Origin of the sequence: Microcystis sp. M_QC_C_20170808_M9Col, from assembly GCF_007095495.1 — a bacterium.
GTDB classification, from domain to species: domain Bacteria; phylum Cyanobacteriota; class Cyanobacteriia; order Cyanobacteriales; family Microcystaceae; genus Microcystis; species Microcystis aeruginosa.
Genome location: NZ_SFBZ01000268.1, coordinates 1 through 17,483, shown reverse-complemented (window position 1 = coordinate 17,483; position 17,483 = coordinate 1). Strand labels below are relative to the sequence as shown.

Below are 17,483 nucleotides of genomic sequence, written 5' to 3'. Positions count from 1 at the left end.
CATTTATTTTGTTAAAAACCCACTTTTAGTAAAATATTCAAAATAAGTTGTTAACAATTTTTGATCAATCGGGGGAAAATTAAACGCTGTACCCTTTAACCCCATCATCGTATTTTGAGCATCAAACTGGGGGGGATAACCTGCGGATAAATTTTCATCTGAAAAATTATCTAACACCGGAGATAAAGCATTATCTGTATTAATTTTACATTGTTCTGTTAAATGTGATCGCCATTTTTCAAAAGAAACCAACTGCAACGGATAACCCATTTCCCGAACACAATCAAATAAGTCACGATTTAAGGTTGGGTGAGAATTCAACAAATGAAATGCTTTCCCTAAAGAGCTTTCTTGACTGGCTAAATGTATAATTGCACCACTCACATAATCCACAGGAGTGAGGTCTTCTGTACTATCGCCAAAATCAGGAATCATTCCTAATTGAATACAGCCTTTAATCATACGACAAAACAAATCTTCTCTATTACAAATTCCAGTTTTACTATGTCCAATAATTCGAGATGCTCTGAAAATTGTCATCGGAAGTCCCCGTTTTCCAGCTTCCATGATTAATTTTTCAGCGACCCATTTACTTTGAGTATAACCGGCATTGAGTCCATGATTTATACCCAGGGGATCAGATTCTTGAATTAAGTTTCCTTGAGCATAACTGGGGGAAAAAACAGAAATCGTCGAGACAAAATGAACAGGTTTAGTTTTAATTAAGCACGCTAATCTCAAGATTTCTTCTGTTCCTAAAACATTAGTGGGTTTCAGTATTGAATAGGGATAAATAGCATTCACCCAAGCTCCATTATGATAAATCAGATCAATTTGATTGGCTAATTCCAGAAAATCAGGTTGACACATTCCTAAACGTTTTTGGGATAAATCACCAATAACAGGAATAATACGAGAGCTTTTCTGTTCATCCCATAATTGAAAGGTTTTTAATTTCTGGTAAATTTTCGCTTGAGCTTGTTCTAAACTTTTGTCTCGAATTAAACAATGAATATTAGCTTCTGTTTTGTCCAACAATTCAGCTAATAAATGAATTCCGAGAAAACCCGTAGCTCCTGTTAGCAAAATATCAGCAGGTTTTTGAGGAAAGGGAGCCACAAGATTCGGCGGTTGAATGGAGGGGTCTAAGGTAATTTCGACTTGCCAATCTGGGATTTGATTGCTCTCAATTTCATCAGATAAATTCAAGTCTAAATTAGAGGATAATCCTGCTACCGTCGGTTCTGCAAAGAGATAGTTTAAAGGAATATTAATAGCTAATTGTTCTCGCAGTCGAGAAATCACTTGGGCAGCTTTTAAAGAATGGCCACCTAAGTCAAAGAAATTATCGAAAATACTAACTTGCTTTAACCCTAAAACATCTTGCCAAATCTCAGCAACAATTTTTTCCGTAGCTGTTCGGGGTGTAATCATCGTTTTTTGCTCCCGAATTTCGGTGGGTGCGGGTAAAGCGTTACGATCAATTTTCCCACTGCTCATTAAGGGCAATTCTTGAAGCTGTACAAAGAAAGCTGGAATCATATAATCTGGTAATTTCTGTTTAAGAAAACTCCGCAATTTTGCAGGATCAATGGATGGATATTTTGGCACAATATAAGCCACTAATTGTTTATTATTTGTTTGATCTTCTCGAACAATTACCGCCGTCGCTCGGACATCTGGGTATTCAGTTAATACGGCTTCAATTTCGCCAATTTCAATACGAAACCCTCGAATTTTAACTTGATTATCAATGCGTCCTAAAAACTCTATATTTCCATCGGGTAAATAACGAGCTAAATCTCCAGTTTTATAGAAACGTTGATATTCTGATGAATTAAAAGCATGAGTAATAAATTTTTCACGGGTTAAATCATCGCGATTGAGATAACCTTTGGCCAAACCTAAACCTCCAATTAACAGTTCTCCTGGTATTCCAATGGGGACTTGTTGCAAATAGGGATCACAAATATAAACCTGTGTATTTGTAATCGGTTTACCAATGGCAACAGAATGAATTTGAGCAATTTTATGAATGAAATTGGGATTAAAAACTGTGCTGGTTATCGTCGCTTCTGTCGGACCATAAGCATTCAACCAAGTGATATCTTCTCGTTGACTATTTGATAGTATTTTTTGCCATAATATTAATCGCTCTGGTAATACTTCTTCACTTCCTGTAATCACTAAGCGTAGGGTTTCAGGTAAGGTTATTAAAGTTTGAGATAAATCTAATACCCATTCATGCCAATAAGTAGCCGGAAGATTAATGACTGTTAAACACTTTTGCTGAATAAATTGAGTAAAATCAGCTAAAGAAGGGAACATTAATGCAGGACGCATAACTAAAGTTGCACCCGTTAAAAAAGTTGGATAAATTTCTTCAGCAGCTACATCAAAGGTAAAAGAAGCAAATTGTAAAATTCGATCACGATTTGTTAAATCATAGAATTTAATGATTCCTAAACTATGATTAACTAAACTTTGATGTTCAATCATAACCCCTTTAGGAGTGCCTGTTGAACCAGAGGTATAAATAATATAAGCTAAATTATTTGGCTGAATAGGGTTAACTAAATTGTTTTGGCTTTGACTAATAATTAAGTTTTCTTCAGTATCCAGACAAACCACTTCTGCTTGATGATCACGGAATAAATTAACCAAGGTATTTTGAGTAATTAATACCGAGACTTGAGCATCATTTAAGATATAGTTTAAACGCTCTTGGGGATAATTGGGAGCTAGAACAAGATAAGCAGCACCAGTTTTAAGAATTGCCAAAAAACTGATAATAATAGATACAGATTGTTCTAAACAAATTCCCACTAACGATTCAACTTTAACCCCCTTAGATTGGAGATAATGAGCTAATTGATTGGCACGATGATTTAAGTCTTGATAGGTGATTTTTTCCCTGCCCCATTCTATTGCGATCCCATTTGGATTTTTTAAAACTTGATGTTCAAATAATTCATGAATACAAACCTTTGGATTTTCAGCAATATTAGTCTGATTCCATTGAGCTAATAACTTTTGTTCTGATAAAGGTAAAATAGGTAATAATTCAATCGATTGTTCAGGATTAATGGCAATTCCTTCTAATAAAGTTTTAAAGTGGGTAATCATGCGCTCAATTGTGTCTTGATTAAACAACGCGCAATTATAATCAAACGAGCCAACTAAACCCTCAGTCGTTTCTTGCATGGCTAAGGTTAAATCAAATTGAGCAATTAAAGCATTCATCGTGACGGGAGTTAATTTTAAATCCGCCATCGAAAAATGATTAATGTGCAGCATATCTTCCCAAGAAAACATCACTTGGAATAAAGGACTATAACTTATGTTTCGTTGAGGATTTACCGCTTCTACCACCTTTTCTAAGGGTAAATCTTGGTATTCATAAGCTTCTAAAACTACTTGTTTAACTTGATTTAATAAAGCTTTAAATGAGATATTTTCTTTAAACTGAGTGCGAATAGGTAAGGTATTAATAAAGCAACCAATTAAGGGTTCAATTTCAGGAAACTGTCGGTTTCCACTGGGAATTCCAATCACAATATCTTCTTGACGGCTATAACGATATAATAAAACATTAAACGCCGTTAACAGTGTCATATTCAAAGTAGCGGTTGACGTTTGGCTAATATTTTTCAGGTGTTGGCTTAATTCTGGACTTAGTTTAAATGTACAATTATTGCCTTTAAACGTTTGTATGGGAGGACGAGGATGATCAGTGGGAATTTCCAATAAGGGTGGAATTCCGGTTAATTGTTGTTGCCAATAATTAACTTCTTGGGTGAGTTTATCTCCTTGTAACTGTTGTCTTTGCCAAACGGCAAAATCACCATATTGAATAGGTAAATCGGGTAAAGGATTAGATTGTTTTTGTAAAAAAGCTTGATATAAACGAGAAAGTTCTTGTAGTAAAACTTTCATTGACCAGCCATCAAAAATAGAATGGTGTAAACTCAAAAATAAAAGATAAGAATCAGCTTTTAATTTAACCAAAAAAGTCCGCATTAAGGGAGCTTGGGTTAAGTCAAAGGGAGTATAAATTTCTTGTTCGGTTAATCGCTCTAATTCTTGGGTTTGTTCCGTAGAAGATAAGGACTGTAAATCCAACAAAGGCAAATTTAAATCAATTTTCTGGTTAATAATTTGTCGGGGAATTTCGTCAACTTCTTGAAAACAAGTTCGCAACAATTCATGACGTTGCATAATAGTTTCCAAAGCTTTTCTAAAGAACTCAATATCTAAATTGCCTTCAATTTGAAAGCGAAACGGCATATTATAGGTATAGCCTTGAGCTTCTAATTGGTACAAAAACCAAAGTCGTTCTTGAGAAAAAGAAAGCGGTACAAGTTGAGATGGATACCTAGGAGGTATCGTATTTGTTTTTACACCGATTCCTTTTTTTTGTAGTAACAGCTTGAGTAATTTCTGTTTTTCTTGAGAGTTATGGTTCATTTTTGACATGAGTTAATAGGATTTATTTAATTTAGTGATTTTAGGTTGGTTTGATGGATATAAATCAACCTAAAAATTGTTTAATTATTGATGCTAAATAGCAGTATAACCTCCATCTACCATTAAAATTGCTCCAGTTACATAAGAGGAAGCTTCGGACGCTAAAAACACGACAGGGCCAATTAACTCTTCTAAATCTCCAGTTCGTTTCATGGGAATTCTAGTATATAATTCGTCCATTTCATCGGAAGTTGAACGTAAACCTTCTGTTCCTTCCATCATATTATTCATATAGCCCGGTGCAAAAGCATTGACTCGAATTTTGTGACTAGCTAATTCGACCGCTAGGGATTTTACTAATTGATTGACACCACCTTTTGCGGCGCTATATGCTCCTGAAGATTTGGGAACAGCAACGAAAGCACAGATAGAAGAATTCATAATAATTGAACCTGCTGTTCCTTGTTTGATCATTTGTTTGGTTGCGAGTTGAGCGCAATTAAAATAACCTTTTAAGTCAACATTAATAACCTGATCCCATTCAAATTCCTCTAATTCATCAGTGTTTTTGAGAATTTCAACTCCTGCATTACAGACCATAATATCGAGTTGACCATAATGAGCAACCGCCTGGTTAATTAAATTCTGACAAGCTTGACGTTGACGAACATCGGTCTCAATTGCCATGGCTTCGCCTCCTGCTTCTTGAATCAGTTGAACCGTTTGTTCAGCACCAACTTGATTAATATCACCAATTACCACCTTAGCTCCAGCTTGTGCTAATCCTTGGGCTAATACCCGACCAATTCCTCGGGCAGCACCCGTGATAATTGCAACTTTACCTGTTAAATCAAAGAGATGATTTGTCATTTTTTTCCTTCAGTTTAAATCAATGTCCACTATAGAAAGTTTAATTCATTTAGGTTCAGCTTTGAGATAATAAAGCTTGAACTTCTTCTGGTGAAAGTCTAGAAATTTCTTGAACTGTTACGGCAATTTCATTCAGTAAACCTTCATTACCCACTAATTCAATCATGACTTGAGTTAATTGGCTGATAGTTGAGTGATTAAAAAGTTGGCGCACAGAAATTTCAATTTCTAAGGTTTGACGGATTTTACTAATCAGTTGAATCGCTTTTAAAGAATGCCCACCTAACAGAAAGAAATCGTCTTCAATCCCAACTCGTTCGACTTCTAAAATTTCTGCCCAAATTTCTGCTAAAACTTCTTCAATTGCAGTTCGAGGAGCGACATAATTTTGAGTTAACGATAAGGGGTTTTTATCGGGTATTGGTAAGACTTTTCGATCAACTTTACCGTTAGGACTGAGTTGAAAAGATTCCATCACCACAAAAGCAGAGGGAATCATATAATCGGGTAGCCAGTTTTCAAGAAAATGACGTAATTCAACTTGGTTTACGGTTTCACCTGGACGGGGAATAAAATAAGCGGCTAAATATTTTTCTCTGGCGGTTTCTCCCTGAACTGTAGCAATGGCTTGGGCAATTTGAGGATGTTGATTTAAAATAGTTTCTACTTCCCCTAATTCAATTCTATAACCTCTAACTTTGACCACATCATCAATTCTTCCTAAATATTCAATGTCTCCATTGGGTAAATAACGAGCTAAATCTCCAGTTTTATACAGCAATGAATTATCGCTAAAGGGATTAGCAATAAATTTTTCTTTGGTTAATTGGGGATTGTTGAAATAACCCCGCGCTAAACCGCCACCCGCAACATATAACTCGCCAGTGACTCCGATGGGTACAGGTTGAAGATGGGAATTTAAAATATAAACTTGCACATTAATCGCGGGTTTACCAATGGGAATATACTTCGGCCAAAGCTCAGGATTAGGGTCAAAGGTATAACTGGTAACGATATCCGCTTCTGTCGGGCCATAAAAATTGTAAAGCGTACAATGTTCGAGTTTCTTGAATGCAGAAATCATCGCTGGAGTAATTTGTAATTGCTCTCCAGCTGAAATAATTTCACGCAAGTTAGCAAATAAGTAGGTTTCCTCACTATAGGTTTCAATTAATTGTTGTAACAAAGTAACGGGCAAAATCGCTTTATGAATAGGGTTATTTGCCAATAATTGACTTATTTTAGCAAGGTCTAAGCGGGCATCTTCTGGAACAATAAATAAGCTTCCCCCTAAACACCAGGCTGCAAACATTTCGTGATAGCTAACATCGAAATTGAAGGGAGCAAATTGTAAGAAATTTCTCTCCAGTGACATTTTCGCCTGATGATGCTCAATAATATTGGTTAAGGATTGATGCAGGATCATAATCCCTTTTGGCACACCCGTAGAGCCTGAACTATAAATAATATAGGCCAAATCCTTTAAACTCACGGGGTTGTCAAGATTAGTCTTGGTTTCTAAGGCAATTTCTGACCCTTGTTCATCCAATAAAATCCGTTGAGAAATCGTTTCACTGTTTAACAGGGATTGACACTCTTTTTGAGTTAATAAGAATTTAAGTTGGGTGTCTTGCAGGATGTAAGAAAGTCTTTCTTGAGGATAGGTTGGATCTAGGGGAACACAAACACAGCCTACTTTTAACACTGCTAAAACGGCAATTACCATATTAAGAGATCGTTCTAAACAAATCCCGACCAAAGATTGAGAACTCACCCCAATTTTTTGTAAATAATGGGCGAGTTGATTGGCAGACTCATTGAGTTCTTGATAGGTTAATTGTTGCTCTTGAACAACAACGGCGATGGCTGAAGGGGTTTTGAGGGTTTGTTGTTCAAATAATTCATGAACGCAGTGTTTAAGAGGCTTTTGGGGTGCAGTTTGATTCCATTCAATTAATAATAATTGACGTTCAGCTTCCGTTAATAAAGGTAAGTCTTGAATCCGACGATGGGGATTAATAGCGATTCCTTCTAATAAGGTTTTAAAATGACCTAATATCCTTTCAATGGTGTCATTTTCAAATCGTTCTTGAGGATAAATAATTTTAATACTTAAGGCTTCTCCAGGGGTGACAATAACCGTTAAGGGATAATCAGCATTGCCATAATCTTGCATTTCACCGACTTGTAAACCGCCTAAATTCTGACTATCATTGTCGCTAAAGGGTAAATTTTCAAAGACAACAAAACTTTCAAAAACTGAATGAGGGGACGGAATTTCACTCCATTTTTGAATATCAATTAAAGAACTATAACTATATTGCTCTCGTTCTAAATGCTCTTGTTGTAATTGTTGAAACCAAGTTAATAATTCAAGTTGAGACTCAATTTGGAGGCGAACGGGTAAGGTATTTAAAAACATCCCTACCATCGATTCAATCCCAGTAAAATTGGGCGATCGTCCCGAAACGGTTGCCCCAAATACAATATCAGATTCACTACTATAATGATGTAATAATAAAGCCCAAGCTCCTTGAATTAGGGTAGAAAGAGTAAGGCGATATTCTTGGGCGAGTAATTTCAGACGACTGGTAATTTCTGGAGAAAGTTTTGATTTTTGATGAAGATAATTTTTACTTTGAGTAACAAGAGGATTTAACGGTTTATCAACGACTAATGGAGTTGGAGAGGTAAAACCTTGAAGATTTTGTCGCCAAAATCGTTCGGCTTCAGTTTGATCTTGCTGTTGTACCCAATTAATATAGTCTTGGTAAGGGCGGGGTGTCGGTAAATTGACGGGTCGATAGTTGATGAGTCCAGCGTAAAACTCGAAAACTTCTTTCAACAGAATTGCTGTTGCCCAACCATCTAATAAAATATGATGTCCAGTATGGATAAATTCATATTTTTGATCTTCGACTTGAATTAAATGACATCGAAGTAAGGGGACTTTATCTAATTCAAAATATTGCTCTTTATCAGAGGTTAATAATTCCTGAAATTTAGTTTCTTGTTCGGCGAGAGAATGCGCTCGCCAATCATAATTAAACCAAGGTAAGGTGACATTTTTTCTAACCACTTGTAAAGGCTGTTTGGTTTTTTTCCAAGCAAAACAAGTCCGTAAAATACTATGTCTATCTACTACTTTTTGCCAAGCTTGTTGGAACGCATTAATATCTAAATTGCCTTGCAAGGTGATTTGAATTTGTGATAAATACGTCTTTGATTCTGGATTATATAAAGAATGAAACAGCATCCCCTGCTGCATGGGAGAAAGGGGATAAATGGATTCAATATCTTTTTTACTAACCCTAGATTGTTGAGGTGTTACCATTGTTTTTCCCAATAGATTAAATAAAAATATGCGTGAGTTTCTTGAATAAAATTTGATTCAAGAAACCTGATAAAATTAGAACGAATTACCTTTAACGTTGACTAGACCACTTGAGTTTAAATTTGTTAATTTCTTCATCGGTGTAAAAATGACGCACTAATGGTTGATCATAAATCTCTTCTAAATATTTATCACTAAAGGTCAGACTCTTTTTTAAATTATCATAGATGAGATAGTCATCCGCTTCTAAAAAGTCTGCTCGGTCAAGTCGTTCACAATCTAAATTTTCAACACCTAAAAAAGTTTCTAGGGCTTCTTTTAAGCAAGAATCAAGTTTTTCTAATTTTAAGACTAATAAGTCAATATTTCTGTCTGGGAAATTTGCAATCGCATAACCTTTTTCTTTCGGAAAATCAATGGAAGCGATATCAATGCCGAAAACTGGTTGCAATTCTTCTTCAAACCAGTCAAACTGCTTTCCATAAACAAATTTTTGAGACCAAAATTTTTTAATAATTTCATCCATTGTGATTAATCCTTCTTGATATTTTATGAAAAATTCAGGAAAAACAGATTGAGAATGAATGACTTGAAAAAACCAAGAAATATTACGGGCGATGGGTTCTCGGACTCCAGTAATAATTTTAATATTTTTTTGATTTTTAATTTCCTCAATGTGTTCGCTTAAATATTTGGTCATACAGGAATGCCCAAAGGTAAAAGCATGATAATGTTTCTCCAGTTGCATTGTTTCCCAAATTTTTGAGAAATGTTCTGAATTCAGATTATGGATATGATAAATAGCTTGATTTTGCAGATGTTTTTTTAGGGTCAAATAGGTACTCATTGAACCGACTTTCCCCATTTGATAAACAAATATGACTGAAGAATTATTGAGAAGTTCTTGTTTTAATTTTCTTTCTGTATTCCACATATTAATCCTATTATTCATATAGGAATACACGGGAAAAAACTGTTTATCTGCGATGGGATAATAGTTAAGAGCTTGGTTTGAGAGTTTAGTTTGTGTGTTCATGATGCTTGTTGATGATGCTGGAGGGTTGAATTTAAAATGCTGACGAGGATAAACCACCATCGATGGGAATAGTAATTCCCGTTATATAACTCGCACATTCTGAAGCTAAAAATACAACGAGATTAGCAAATTCTTCAGTCGTACCAATTCGATTCATGGGAATTGTTTTTAGAATTCCTTCTCGGATTAAATCTGGGGTTGTTCCTTGCTTTTTGGCATAAATTTCTAAATATTCTCGATGTCTAGGGGTATCAATAACGCCGGGGTTAACACTATTAATTAAAACATTATAGGGGGCGGTTTGTCTAGCTACTGATTTGGTAAAATTCATTAAAGCTGCATTGACAACACCCGATTTAACTAAACGAGGAGATGGCTCTTTTCCCGATGTCCCAATGATATTAACAATTCTTCCCCAATGTTGTTTTTTCATAATCGGTAACACTAAATTGGTTAAGCGAATATAACCCATTAATTTTCCTTGAAAAACGTTTAACCAATCTTCATCGGAAAGGTTTTCAATTAAATTATCAGCAAAGTTAGCTCCTTCAGAATTATTTACTAAAATGTCAATTTTGCCATATTGATTTAAAGAGTCCTGTATTAATTGTTCAGAATCTTGAGCTTGATGGACATCAGCCACTAAACGCAGAATTTCTTGGACAGGATAAGCTTGAGCCAGAGATTGATAAGCTTGTTCTAAGCGTTGGGAATTGCGACCACAAATAATTAAGTGACAGCCTTCTTCTGCTAATTTTTCAGCAATGGTAAACCCAATTCCTGCACTACTTCCCGTAATCAAAGCCACTTTATCTTTTAATCCTAAATCCATAAACTTTGTCCTAGCATTTTGAGGTTAAACTTAAAATCATAAAACGAACTAAATTAAAATTTTAATCAAATTAATATCTTGTTTCGATGAATTATATCCCTTTTTTAAAACTTTTGAAGGAGCATAATAAATTTGACCATATTCTAAAAACTGTCCTTCATTTTCTATGGAGATTTCTAATTTTCCATTCAAAATAAATCCGATTTCTTCTTGCTCACCTTGATGTGGGGGAATGGAATAACCAGAAGGGATTTTCATCATGACAATTTCAAACCAAGAACCCTTAACAGATTGACAAGGTAAATGAGTGATTTTATCTTGGTTGTTGGATAGTGTTAATAAAACATCTTCTGACGGTAAAGCAGAGGTAATCCGTTTAAGATCAAATCCAATCATCGGTTCTGATAAAGGATTAAAAGCACCATGAGGAATATTGCCATCAGCTATATAAACATCTTGCAAAGGTCTTAAGGGTTTAATCAAATCTTTAATATACAGTTCTAGTTCTGCTGAGAATACCATGCCAATTTGACTTTCAGGATGTTGGTGGGATTCAAGTTTAGCATTAGGAGCTATAACGTATAATTGAAAAATGGTATCTTGGCATTGAAAAACCTCTAATTCTACATGATGATTGAGTTTAAGAGGATCGGGAATTGGGAAAAATTCAGACATGATTTTAGGGTACAGGTTCAAAATGAAATTGAGAGGTTAAATCTCAATTATTTTTATGTGATGAAGGCAACTATTTTGAGCGGATAGGTAGCTTTTTTAGGTATGCACTGGTAAATAAATACTTTGAATCATGGTGTTTTCCTTTTTGTGAAATAAAGACCAACTCATCTCAATTTTACCATATTGTGAAATAAATTCTAAATCATATTCTCGGAGGGCATTTTCATTGGTAATGGCTAAATCTGCCAACCCTTGTTTAACTTGAATAGCGGCCACACTGGTAGAATTGACAAATTTGATTTTAATCTTATTTTGATTCAGGTCGCCAGGTAATAAATAAGGAAGTAAAGGAAGAGGAGCGGGATGAGTGACCAGGGTACAATTTTCTAAAACGATTTCTTCATTTTTTCGCTTGGCTAATCCGTAAACGGGTGTGGGATAGGTGAAGATAAAACCTAGTTTAAACCTCGGTTCCATATAGAAATCATTAATTTTTTCATAGGCATGGGGGACTAACGCCAAATCTATCTGATTTTCGAGTAAAGATTCTTTTAAATCTGTAAAGCTATCAAATAAATGACTATTAACCGAAATCTGTTGTAATTTCCATTGAGAAATTAGATAATTTAAGGTTTGTTCACTACTGGTTTCTTTTGGACCCAAAGTGCCAACGCTTAAGGTTTTGACATCAAGCTGGGGATAACACAATTCCATTGAAAACTTTAACATGGTTTTAAGGCTCCTGAATTTTTAAGGGTGGATAAATTAGGATTTCCGGTACAAAATAAAACAATTTCAAGTTCAGCAATTAAAAATTTTACCAACTCATCAACGGCGGCTTCTGATTCAATCGCTGCTACGAGAAACGGACGAGCCAACCCTCCTAAATCGGCTCCTAGAGCGATAGATTTGGCAAGATCTAAGCCATTTTTTAAGCCCCCAGAAGCAATTAAAGGAATGGTTGAATTCATCGACCGAATGGCGGTAATACATTCAGCCGTAGGTAAACCCCAATCGGCAAAAACTTGTCCGAGATGCCTTTGTCTGTTGTCTTTGGCTCTTTGGCTTTCGACTTTGGCCCAGGACGTGCCTCCGGCTCCCGCCACATCAATCGCGGCGACTCCGGCTTCAATTAATTGTTTGGCCATCACCGCAGAGATGCCATTTCCGACTTCTTTGGCGATGACAGGAACGGGTAATTGAGCGCAAATTTGCTGAATTTTAGCGAGTAACCCTTTAAAATTAGAATCGCCTCCCGATTGCACCCATTCTTGTAAAGGATTGAGATGCAGAATTAAGGCATCAGCTTCTAATAATTCCACCAATTTTAAACAGTCTTCTAAACCGCAGCCGTAATTTAACTGTACAGCCCCTAAATTCGCTAACAGGAGAATATCCGGCGCCAGAGAACGGACTGCAAAGGTCGGCGCTAATTCCGGTTGTTCGAGTGCAATGCGTTGAGAACCCACCCCCATCGCTAAACCATAGCGTTGAGCGACCGTTGCCAATCGAGTATTGACTAAATGGGCTAATTCTGTTCCTCCGGTCATGGAAGAGATGAGAATTGGAGCTTTTAAAGATTTCCCTAAAAAGGTTGTCCCCAGTTCAATATCGCTACGGTCAAGTTCAGGAAGACAACAATGGGTAAAACAATATTTTTCTAAACCGCTTGTAAGTTGTTGAAATTCTACATCTTTTTCGATACAAACTCGCAGATGTTCACTTTTACGATTTTCAATTTCACTGGGAAGATTAGGTGATGGCATAGTTGTTATCAAGCAGGAGGGTTAAACATTAAGTTGAGGTTAAAAATCAAGTTCTGAAAGCAGTTCATCTAATTCTGCCTGATTAAGATCCGCATCGGGAAAATCCGATGGAGTATAGCCTCCTTCTACCGATAAACAATGGTTAATCAGGCTTTCTAAAGAATCTCGATAGGCAGCGGCTAAATTTTTGATCGTTGTTTGATGATGAAAATTTTCACTATATTGCCATTCCATATCAAGTTGCCCATCAACCACAATTCCATGAATCGCAATTAAATGGGAACGTTGTCCCAAAGGACTATGAATGGAACCAGTGGATTCTTGAGATAATTTCCAGCCTATCTCGCCGATTTGATGGCTGGTAAATTGACCTAAATAATTAAAGCTGACTTGAGCTTTAGGGTAATTTTTTAACGGGGATTGAATCGTTAAATCTGAATTCAGATAATATCCAATTCCATAATCAAATCCCCGATTCGGAATTTGTCGTAATTGCTCTTTAATGGACTTGAGACATTCACCGGGATGGTAGAGATTTTCTAAGGTCAAAAAGACGGGAAAAATACTGGTAAACCAACCGACAGTTCGAGACAAATTTAGGGACTCGATTACATTTTCTCTTCCATGACCTTCCATGTCAAGTAAAAGCTGATCACTTCCTGTCCAACGGCTAAAAGCTTGGACTAAAGCGGTTAATAAAATATCATTAATTTGGGTGTTATAAGCTTGCGGAACCTCCTGTAATAGTAAGCGGGTTTGTTCTTCGGTTAAGGTGAAAGAAACCGTTTTGGCATGGGCAACAATGTTGGACTGAGCTTCACCTTGACAGTCCAAAGGAAGAGGAGAAATTGAGGGAAAATCACGGTTTAGCCAATACTTGAATTGAGCGTGAAATTCTGGGGTTTTCGCATAGTTTTGCAGTTCCTCAGCCCAAGTTTTAAAAGAACTGGTTTTAGGAGTAAGTTGCAGGGGCTTTTGGGTTTCTAATTGGTGGTAAATAGTGACGAAATCTTCGAGGATAATCCGCCAAGAAATTCCATCTACTGCTAAATGATGAATTACAATTAACATTTTTTCCCTCTCACCCAAGGCGAAGAAAACCACCGCCATTAAGGGGCCTTCCTCTAAATTCAGTACCCGTTGTTGAACCTCGGAAATTTCTGCGATCTTGGTCAATTGTTTATCGCAAGATAGACGGGATAAATCCACCTTTTCAAAAGCAAAATTATTGCAATCATCGCTGTGATTTTGTTGCCATTGTTCCCCTTTTTGCACAAACCGTAACCGCAAGGCATCATGGTGATAGAGTAATTTAGAAATAGTTTGTTTTAATAAATCTGGTTGTAGATTATTGGGAACCTCTAACAAGATAGATTGATTAAAGTGATGACGTTCGGGCCAATTTTGTTCAAAAAACCATTTTTGAATCGGCGTTAACGGGACTTCACCTGTAACTAATCCCTGGTCAATTTCAGTGATAGCAGTTGTCTCCGCTACGGTGGCTAATTGAGCGATAGTTTGATGACTAAATAATTGTTTAGGAGTAATTTGTAATCCCACTTGATTAGCTTTAGCGACAATTTGAATGGCGATAATTGAATCGCCTCCTAATTCAAAGAAATTCTCATTAATACTAATTTGATTTTGACCTAAAACTTCCTGCCAAATTTGGGCTAGAATTGTTTCTTTCTCGGTACTAGGAAGAAGATAATTTTCTAATTCATTAACATCAATTTCTGGTCTAGGTAAAACACTGCGATCAATTTTTCCATTCTGATTAAGAGTAAAAGCATCTAAGAAAATCAAGAAAGCAGGAATCATATAATTGGGCAGCTTTTCTTGGAGAAAAATTCGTAATTCTGGCTGAGTGAGTTGTTTATCTTTCGGAACAACATAAGCATACAAACGCTTGATTCCAAGTAGATCTTCTCTGGCGATAACAATTCCATCTTTGACTTGAGGATGCTGAAATAAAACGGCTTCTATTTCGCCTAATTCAATTCTAAAACCTCTGATTTTTACCTGATGATCAATCCGTCCAATAAATTCAATATTCCCATCGGCTAAATAGCGTACTATATCACCTGTTTTATACAGACGTGCTGACGAATCTTGACTAAAAGGATTGGGAATAAATTTTTGTTCAGTTAAGTCAGGACGATTGAGATAACAACGGGCTAAACCATCACCACCAATATGCAATTCGCCTTTAACACCAATAGGAACAGGTTGCAAATAGGGATCAAGAATATAAATTTCTGTATTAGCTAAAGGACGACCAATTGGAATAGTTGTAGCTTCTGAAGGAATATTTTTAATTAAATACCAAGAGGTAAAAGTTGTGCTTTCTGTTGGCCCATAAACATGAAGTAAATTTTGAGCGGTTCCTTTATTAAGGGACTCTTTGACCCATTGAGGATCAACTGCTTCGCCACCAAAAAGTAAATATCTTAAGCTTTGAAAAGCATGGGGAATAGTCTGAACTAACTGATTAAATAACGCTGTCGTTAAGAATAAAATAGTAATTTGATATTTTTGGAGAAAATGAACAAATTTTTCAGGAGAAAGAACTGTATCTTTATCTACTCCTATTAACTGTGCGCCATGTATCAGCGCCCCCCAAATTTCAAAAGTAGCGGCATCAAAAGAAGGATTAGAAACCTGAGCCATTCTATCAGTTGGTTTTAAATATATATAGTTAGTATTACAGACTAAACGAGTCACTCCTCGATGGGGAATAGCAACTCCTTTAGGTTTACCTGTAGAACCTGAAGTATAGATGACGTAGGCTAAATTCTCAGCGTTAACATGACTGAGAGGATTCTGTTTACTTTGTTGTTTAATTGGGTCTTCATCTTGTTCTAAACAAATCAATTGATTGACTGTTGTTGGTAGTTTTTTGATGAGGTGCTGTTGCGTTAATAAAATTTTGATTTCAGCATCATTTATGATAGATTCAAGTCGTTCTTCGGGATAGCTTGTGTCCAGTGGTACATAAGCTCCTCCAGCTTTTAAGATTCCTAAAAATCCAATAATCATTAAGGGCAATCGCTCGACACAAATCCCAATTAATTGATCTGGTTTAACCCCTAATTTTTGTAAATAACGGGCAATCTGATTGGCTTTTTGATTTAACTGTTCATAGGTGAGGGATTGTTCTCCATCGATGACCGCTATAGCATCAGGTGTTTTAACAACCTGTTCTTCAAATAACTGATGAATACAGTAATGATCAGGATAAGACGTTTGAGTTTGATTCCATTCTACTAATAATTGCTGTTTTTCCGATTCAGTCAGTAACGGTAATTCCCCGATGGTTTGCTGAGGATTGGCTACAATCCCCTTTAATAAAGTTTGGAAATGACCCACCATGCGGTTAATTCTTTCAGGAGTAAATAGGTCGCTATCATATTCCCAAAAACCTTCTAAATAAGCTCCTTTTTCGGTTTCGATTTCCTCTAAAACTAAGCTGAGATCAAATTTAATTCTCTGGTTTTCAACGGCTAGATATTGAGCTTTTAAATTGGGTAATTCTAAAGTATTGAGGGGGGCATTTTGCAGCGCAAACATTACCTGAAATAAGGGATTATAACTTAAACTTCGTTCTATTTCTAACCCATCAACCACTTGCTCAAAGGGTACATCTTGATTGGCATAAGCTTCTAAAACAACATTGCGAGCTTGCTGTAATAATCCTGAAAAAGTCGGATTTCCTTCTAGGGAATTCCGCAGCACTAAAGTATTGACAAAAAAACCAATCAAAGGTTCAATTTCTTGTCGGTTTCGGTTGGCGGTGGGTGTCCCGATTAAAATATCATCTTGGCCACTATAACGGAAGAGTAAAGTGTTTAAAGCAGCCAGTAAGGTCATAAATAAAGTCACCCCCGACTTTTGGCTCAAAAGTTTCAGTTTTTCGGTGAGTTCTGAGTTAATTTGAAACGAGATACTATGACCTCGAAAATTGGGATTAGCCGGACGGTGTTTATCGGTTGGAAGTTCTAATAAAGGAGGAGCGCCCGTTAATTGTTTTTTCCAATAATTTAACTGATTTTCTAAGATTTCACCTTGTAACCATTGTCTTTGCCATACCGCAAAATCCGCATATTGTATAGGTAATTCGGGTAAATCTACGGTTGAATTGGATAAAAATGCTTGATAAAATTTAGATAATTCTTTAAATAAAATGCTTTTTGACCAACCATCGATAATAATATGATGGAAGACGTTGACTAAAATATAATTTTCATATCCCAGATCAAACAGAGTACATCGTAATAGGGGAGATTGAGTTAAATCAAAGGGTTTTTGTAGTTCTTTAATAATCTGTTTGTCAATTTGCTCTTGGGGGATATCTTTTAAATTAACAACTAATAATTTAATCTTCAGAGATGGAGCAATTTTTTGAATAGGTTTTCCTTCAACCATTGGAAAGCTTGTGCGTAAGCTCTCATGCCGTTGAATAATAGCATTAATCGTTTGCTCTAAAATATCAATGTTTAAGCG

At 36.1% G+C, this 17,483-nt stretch carries 9 protein-coding genes; all 9 read right to left on the bottom strand.

The annotated features are described in order from the left end of the window. Positions 1 to 3 precede the first annotated feature (3 nt). Positions 4 to 4,476 (bottom strand): non-ribosomal peptide synthetase family protein, encoded by a 4,473-nt coding sequence (locus EWV68_RS16400; RefSeq protein ID WP_287873614.1) that lies wholly within the window; start codon positions 4,474 to 4,476, stop codon positions 4 to 6. An 84-nt stretch (positions 4,477 to 4,560) separates the two neighbouring features. Further along, positions 4,561 to 5,337: an SDR family NAD(P)-dependent oxidoreductase gene (locus EWV68_RS16395; RefSeq protein WP_012267917.1), complete on the bottom strand. Its 777-nt coding sequence runs from the start codon at positions 5,335 to 5,337 to the stop codon at positions 4,561 to 4,563. Positions 5,338 to 5,392: 55 nt separating this feature from the next. Beyond that, on the bottom strand, positions 5,393 to 8,671 hold the full coding sequence (locus tag EWV68_RS16390) for a non-ribosomal peptide synthetase (protein ID WP_287170433.1): 3,279 nt from the start codon (positions 8,669 to 8,671) through the stop codon (positions 5,393 to 5,395). Between the two features lie 91 nt (positions 8,672 to 8,762). Then, positions 8,763 to 9,707 carry a putative capsular polysaccharide synthesis family protein gene (locus EWV68_RS16385; RefSeq protein ID WP_287170432.1) on the bottom strand — a complete coding sequence of 315 codons (945 nt, stop codon included), beginning with the start codon at positions 9,705 to 9,707 and terminating at the stop codon, positions 8,763 to 8,765. A 31-nt stretch (positions 9,708 to 9,738) separates the two neighbouring features. Beyond that, positions 9,739 to 10,539: an SDR family oxidoreductase gene (locus EWV68_RS16380; protein WP_002796359.1), complete on the bottom strand. Its 801-nt coding sequence runs from the start codon at positions 10,537 to 10,539 to the stop codon at positions 9,739 to 9,741. 48 nt (positions 10,540 to 10,587) lie between these two features. After that, the gene (locus EWV68_RS16375; RefSeq protein ID WP_147068694.1) at positions 10,588 to 11,214 is read right to left on the bottom strand and encodes a cupin domain-containing protein; all 627 of its coding nucleotides are present in this window, start codon (positions 11,212 to 11,214) and stop codon (positions 10,588 to 10,590) included. 96 nt (positions 11,215 to 11,310) lie between these two features. After that, positions 11,311 to 11,943: a LysR family transcriptional regulator gene (locus EWV68_RS16370; RefSeq protein ID WP_012267922.1), complete on the bottom strand. Its 633-nt coding sequence runs from the start codon at positions 11,941 to 11,943 to the stop codon at positions 11,311 to 11,313. Then, positions 11,937 to 12,980 (bottom strand): type 2 isopentenyl-diphosphate Delta-isomerase, encoded by a 1,044-nt coding sequence (gene fni / locus EWV68_RS16365; RefSeq protein WP_287170431.1) that lies wholly within the window; start codon positions 12,978 to 12,980, stop codon positions 11,937 to 11,939. The genes EWV68_RS16370 and fni overlap by 7 nt, the downstream gene beginning before the upstream one ends. 39 nt (positions 12,981 to 13,019) lie before the next feature. After that, positions 13,020 to 17,483, bottom strand: a 4,464-nt coding sequence (locus tag EWV68_RS16360) for a non-ribosomal peptide synthetase (RefSeq protein WP_353806750.1), incomplete at its 5' end; no start/stop codon positions are given.

Excerpts from the sequence above, each read along its gene's own strand:
- EWV68_RS16400 (WP_287873614.1), bottom strand. The coding sequence starts at position 4,476 with ATGTCAAAAATGAACCATAACTCTCAAGAAAAACAGAAATTACTCAAG.
- EWV68_RS16395 (WP_012267917.1), bottom strand. The coding sequence starts at position 5,337 with ATGACAAATCATCTCTTTGATTTAACAGGTAAAGTTGCAATTATCACG.
- EWV68_RS16390 (WP_287170433.1), bottom strand. The coding sequence starts at position 8,671 with ATGGTAACACCTCAACAATCTAGGGTTAGTAAAAAAGATATTGAATCC.
- EWV68_RS16385 (WP_287170432.1), bottom strand. The coding sequence starts at position 9,707 with ATGAACACACAAACTAAACTCTCAAACCAAGCTCTTAACTATTATCCC.
- EWV68_RS16380 (WP_002796359.1), bottom strand. The coding sequence starts at position 10,539 with ATGGATTTAGGATTAAAAGATAAAGTGGCTTTGATTACGGGAAGTAGT.
- EWV68_RS16375 (WP_147068694.1), bottom strand. The coding sequence starts at position 11,214 with ATGTCTGAATTTTTCCCAATTCCCGATCCTCTTAAACTCAATCATCAT.
- EWV68_RS16370 (WP_012267922.1), bottom strand. The coding sequence starts at position 11,943 with ATGTTAAAGTTTTCAATGGAATTGTGTTATCCCCAGCTTGATGTCAAA.
- fni (WP_287170431.1), bottom strand. The coding sequence starts at position 12,980 with ATGCCATCACCTAATCTTCCCAGTGAAATTGAAAATCGTAAAAGTGAA.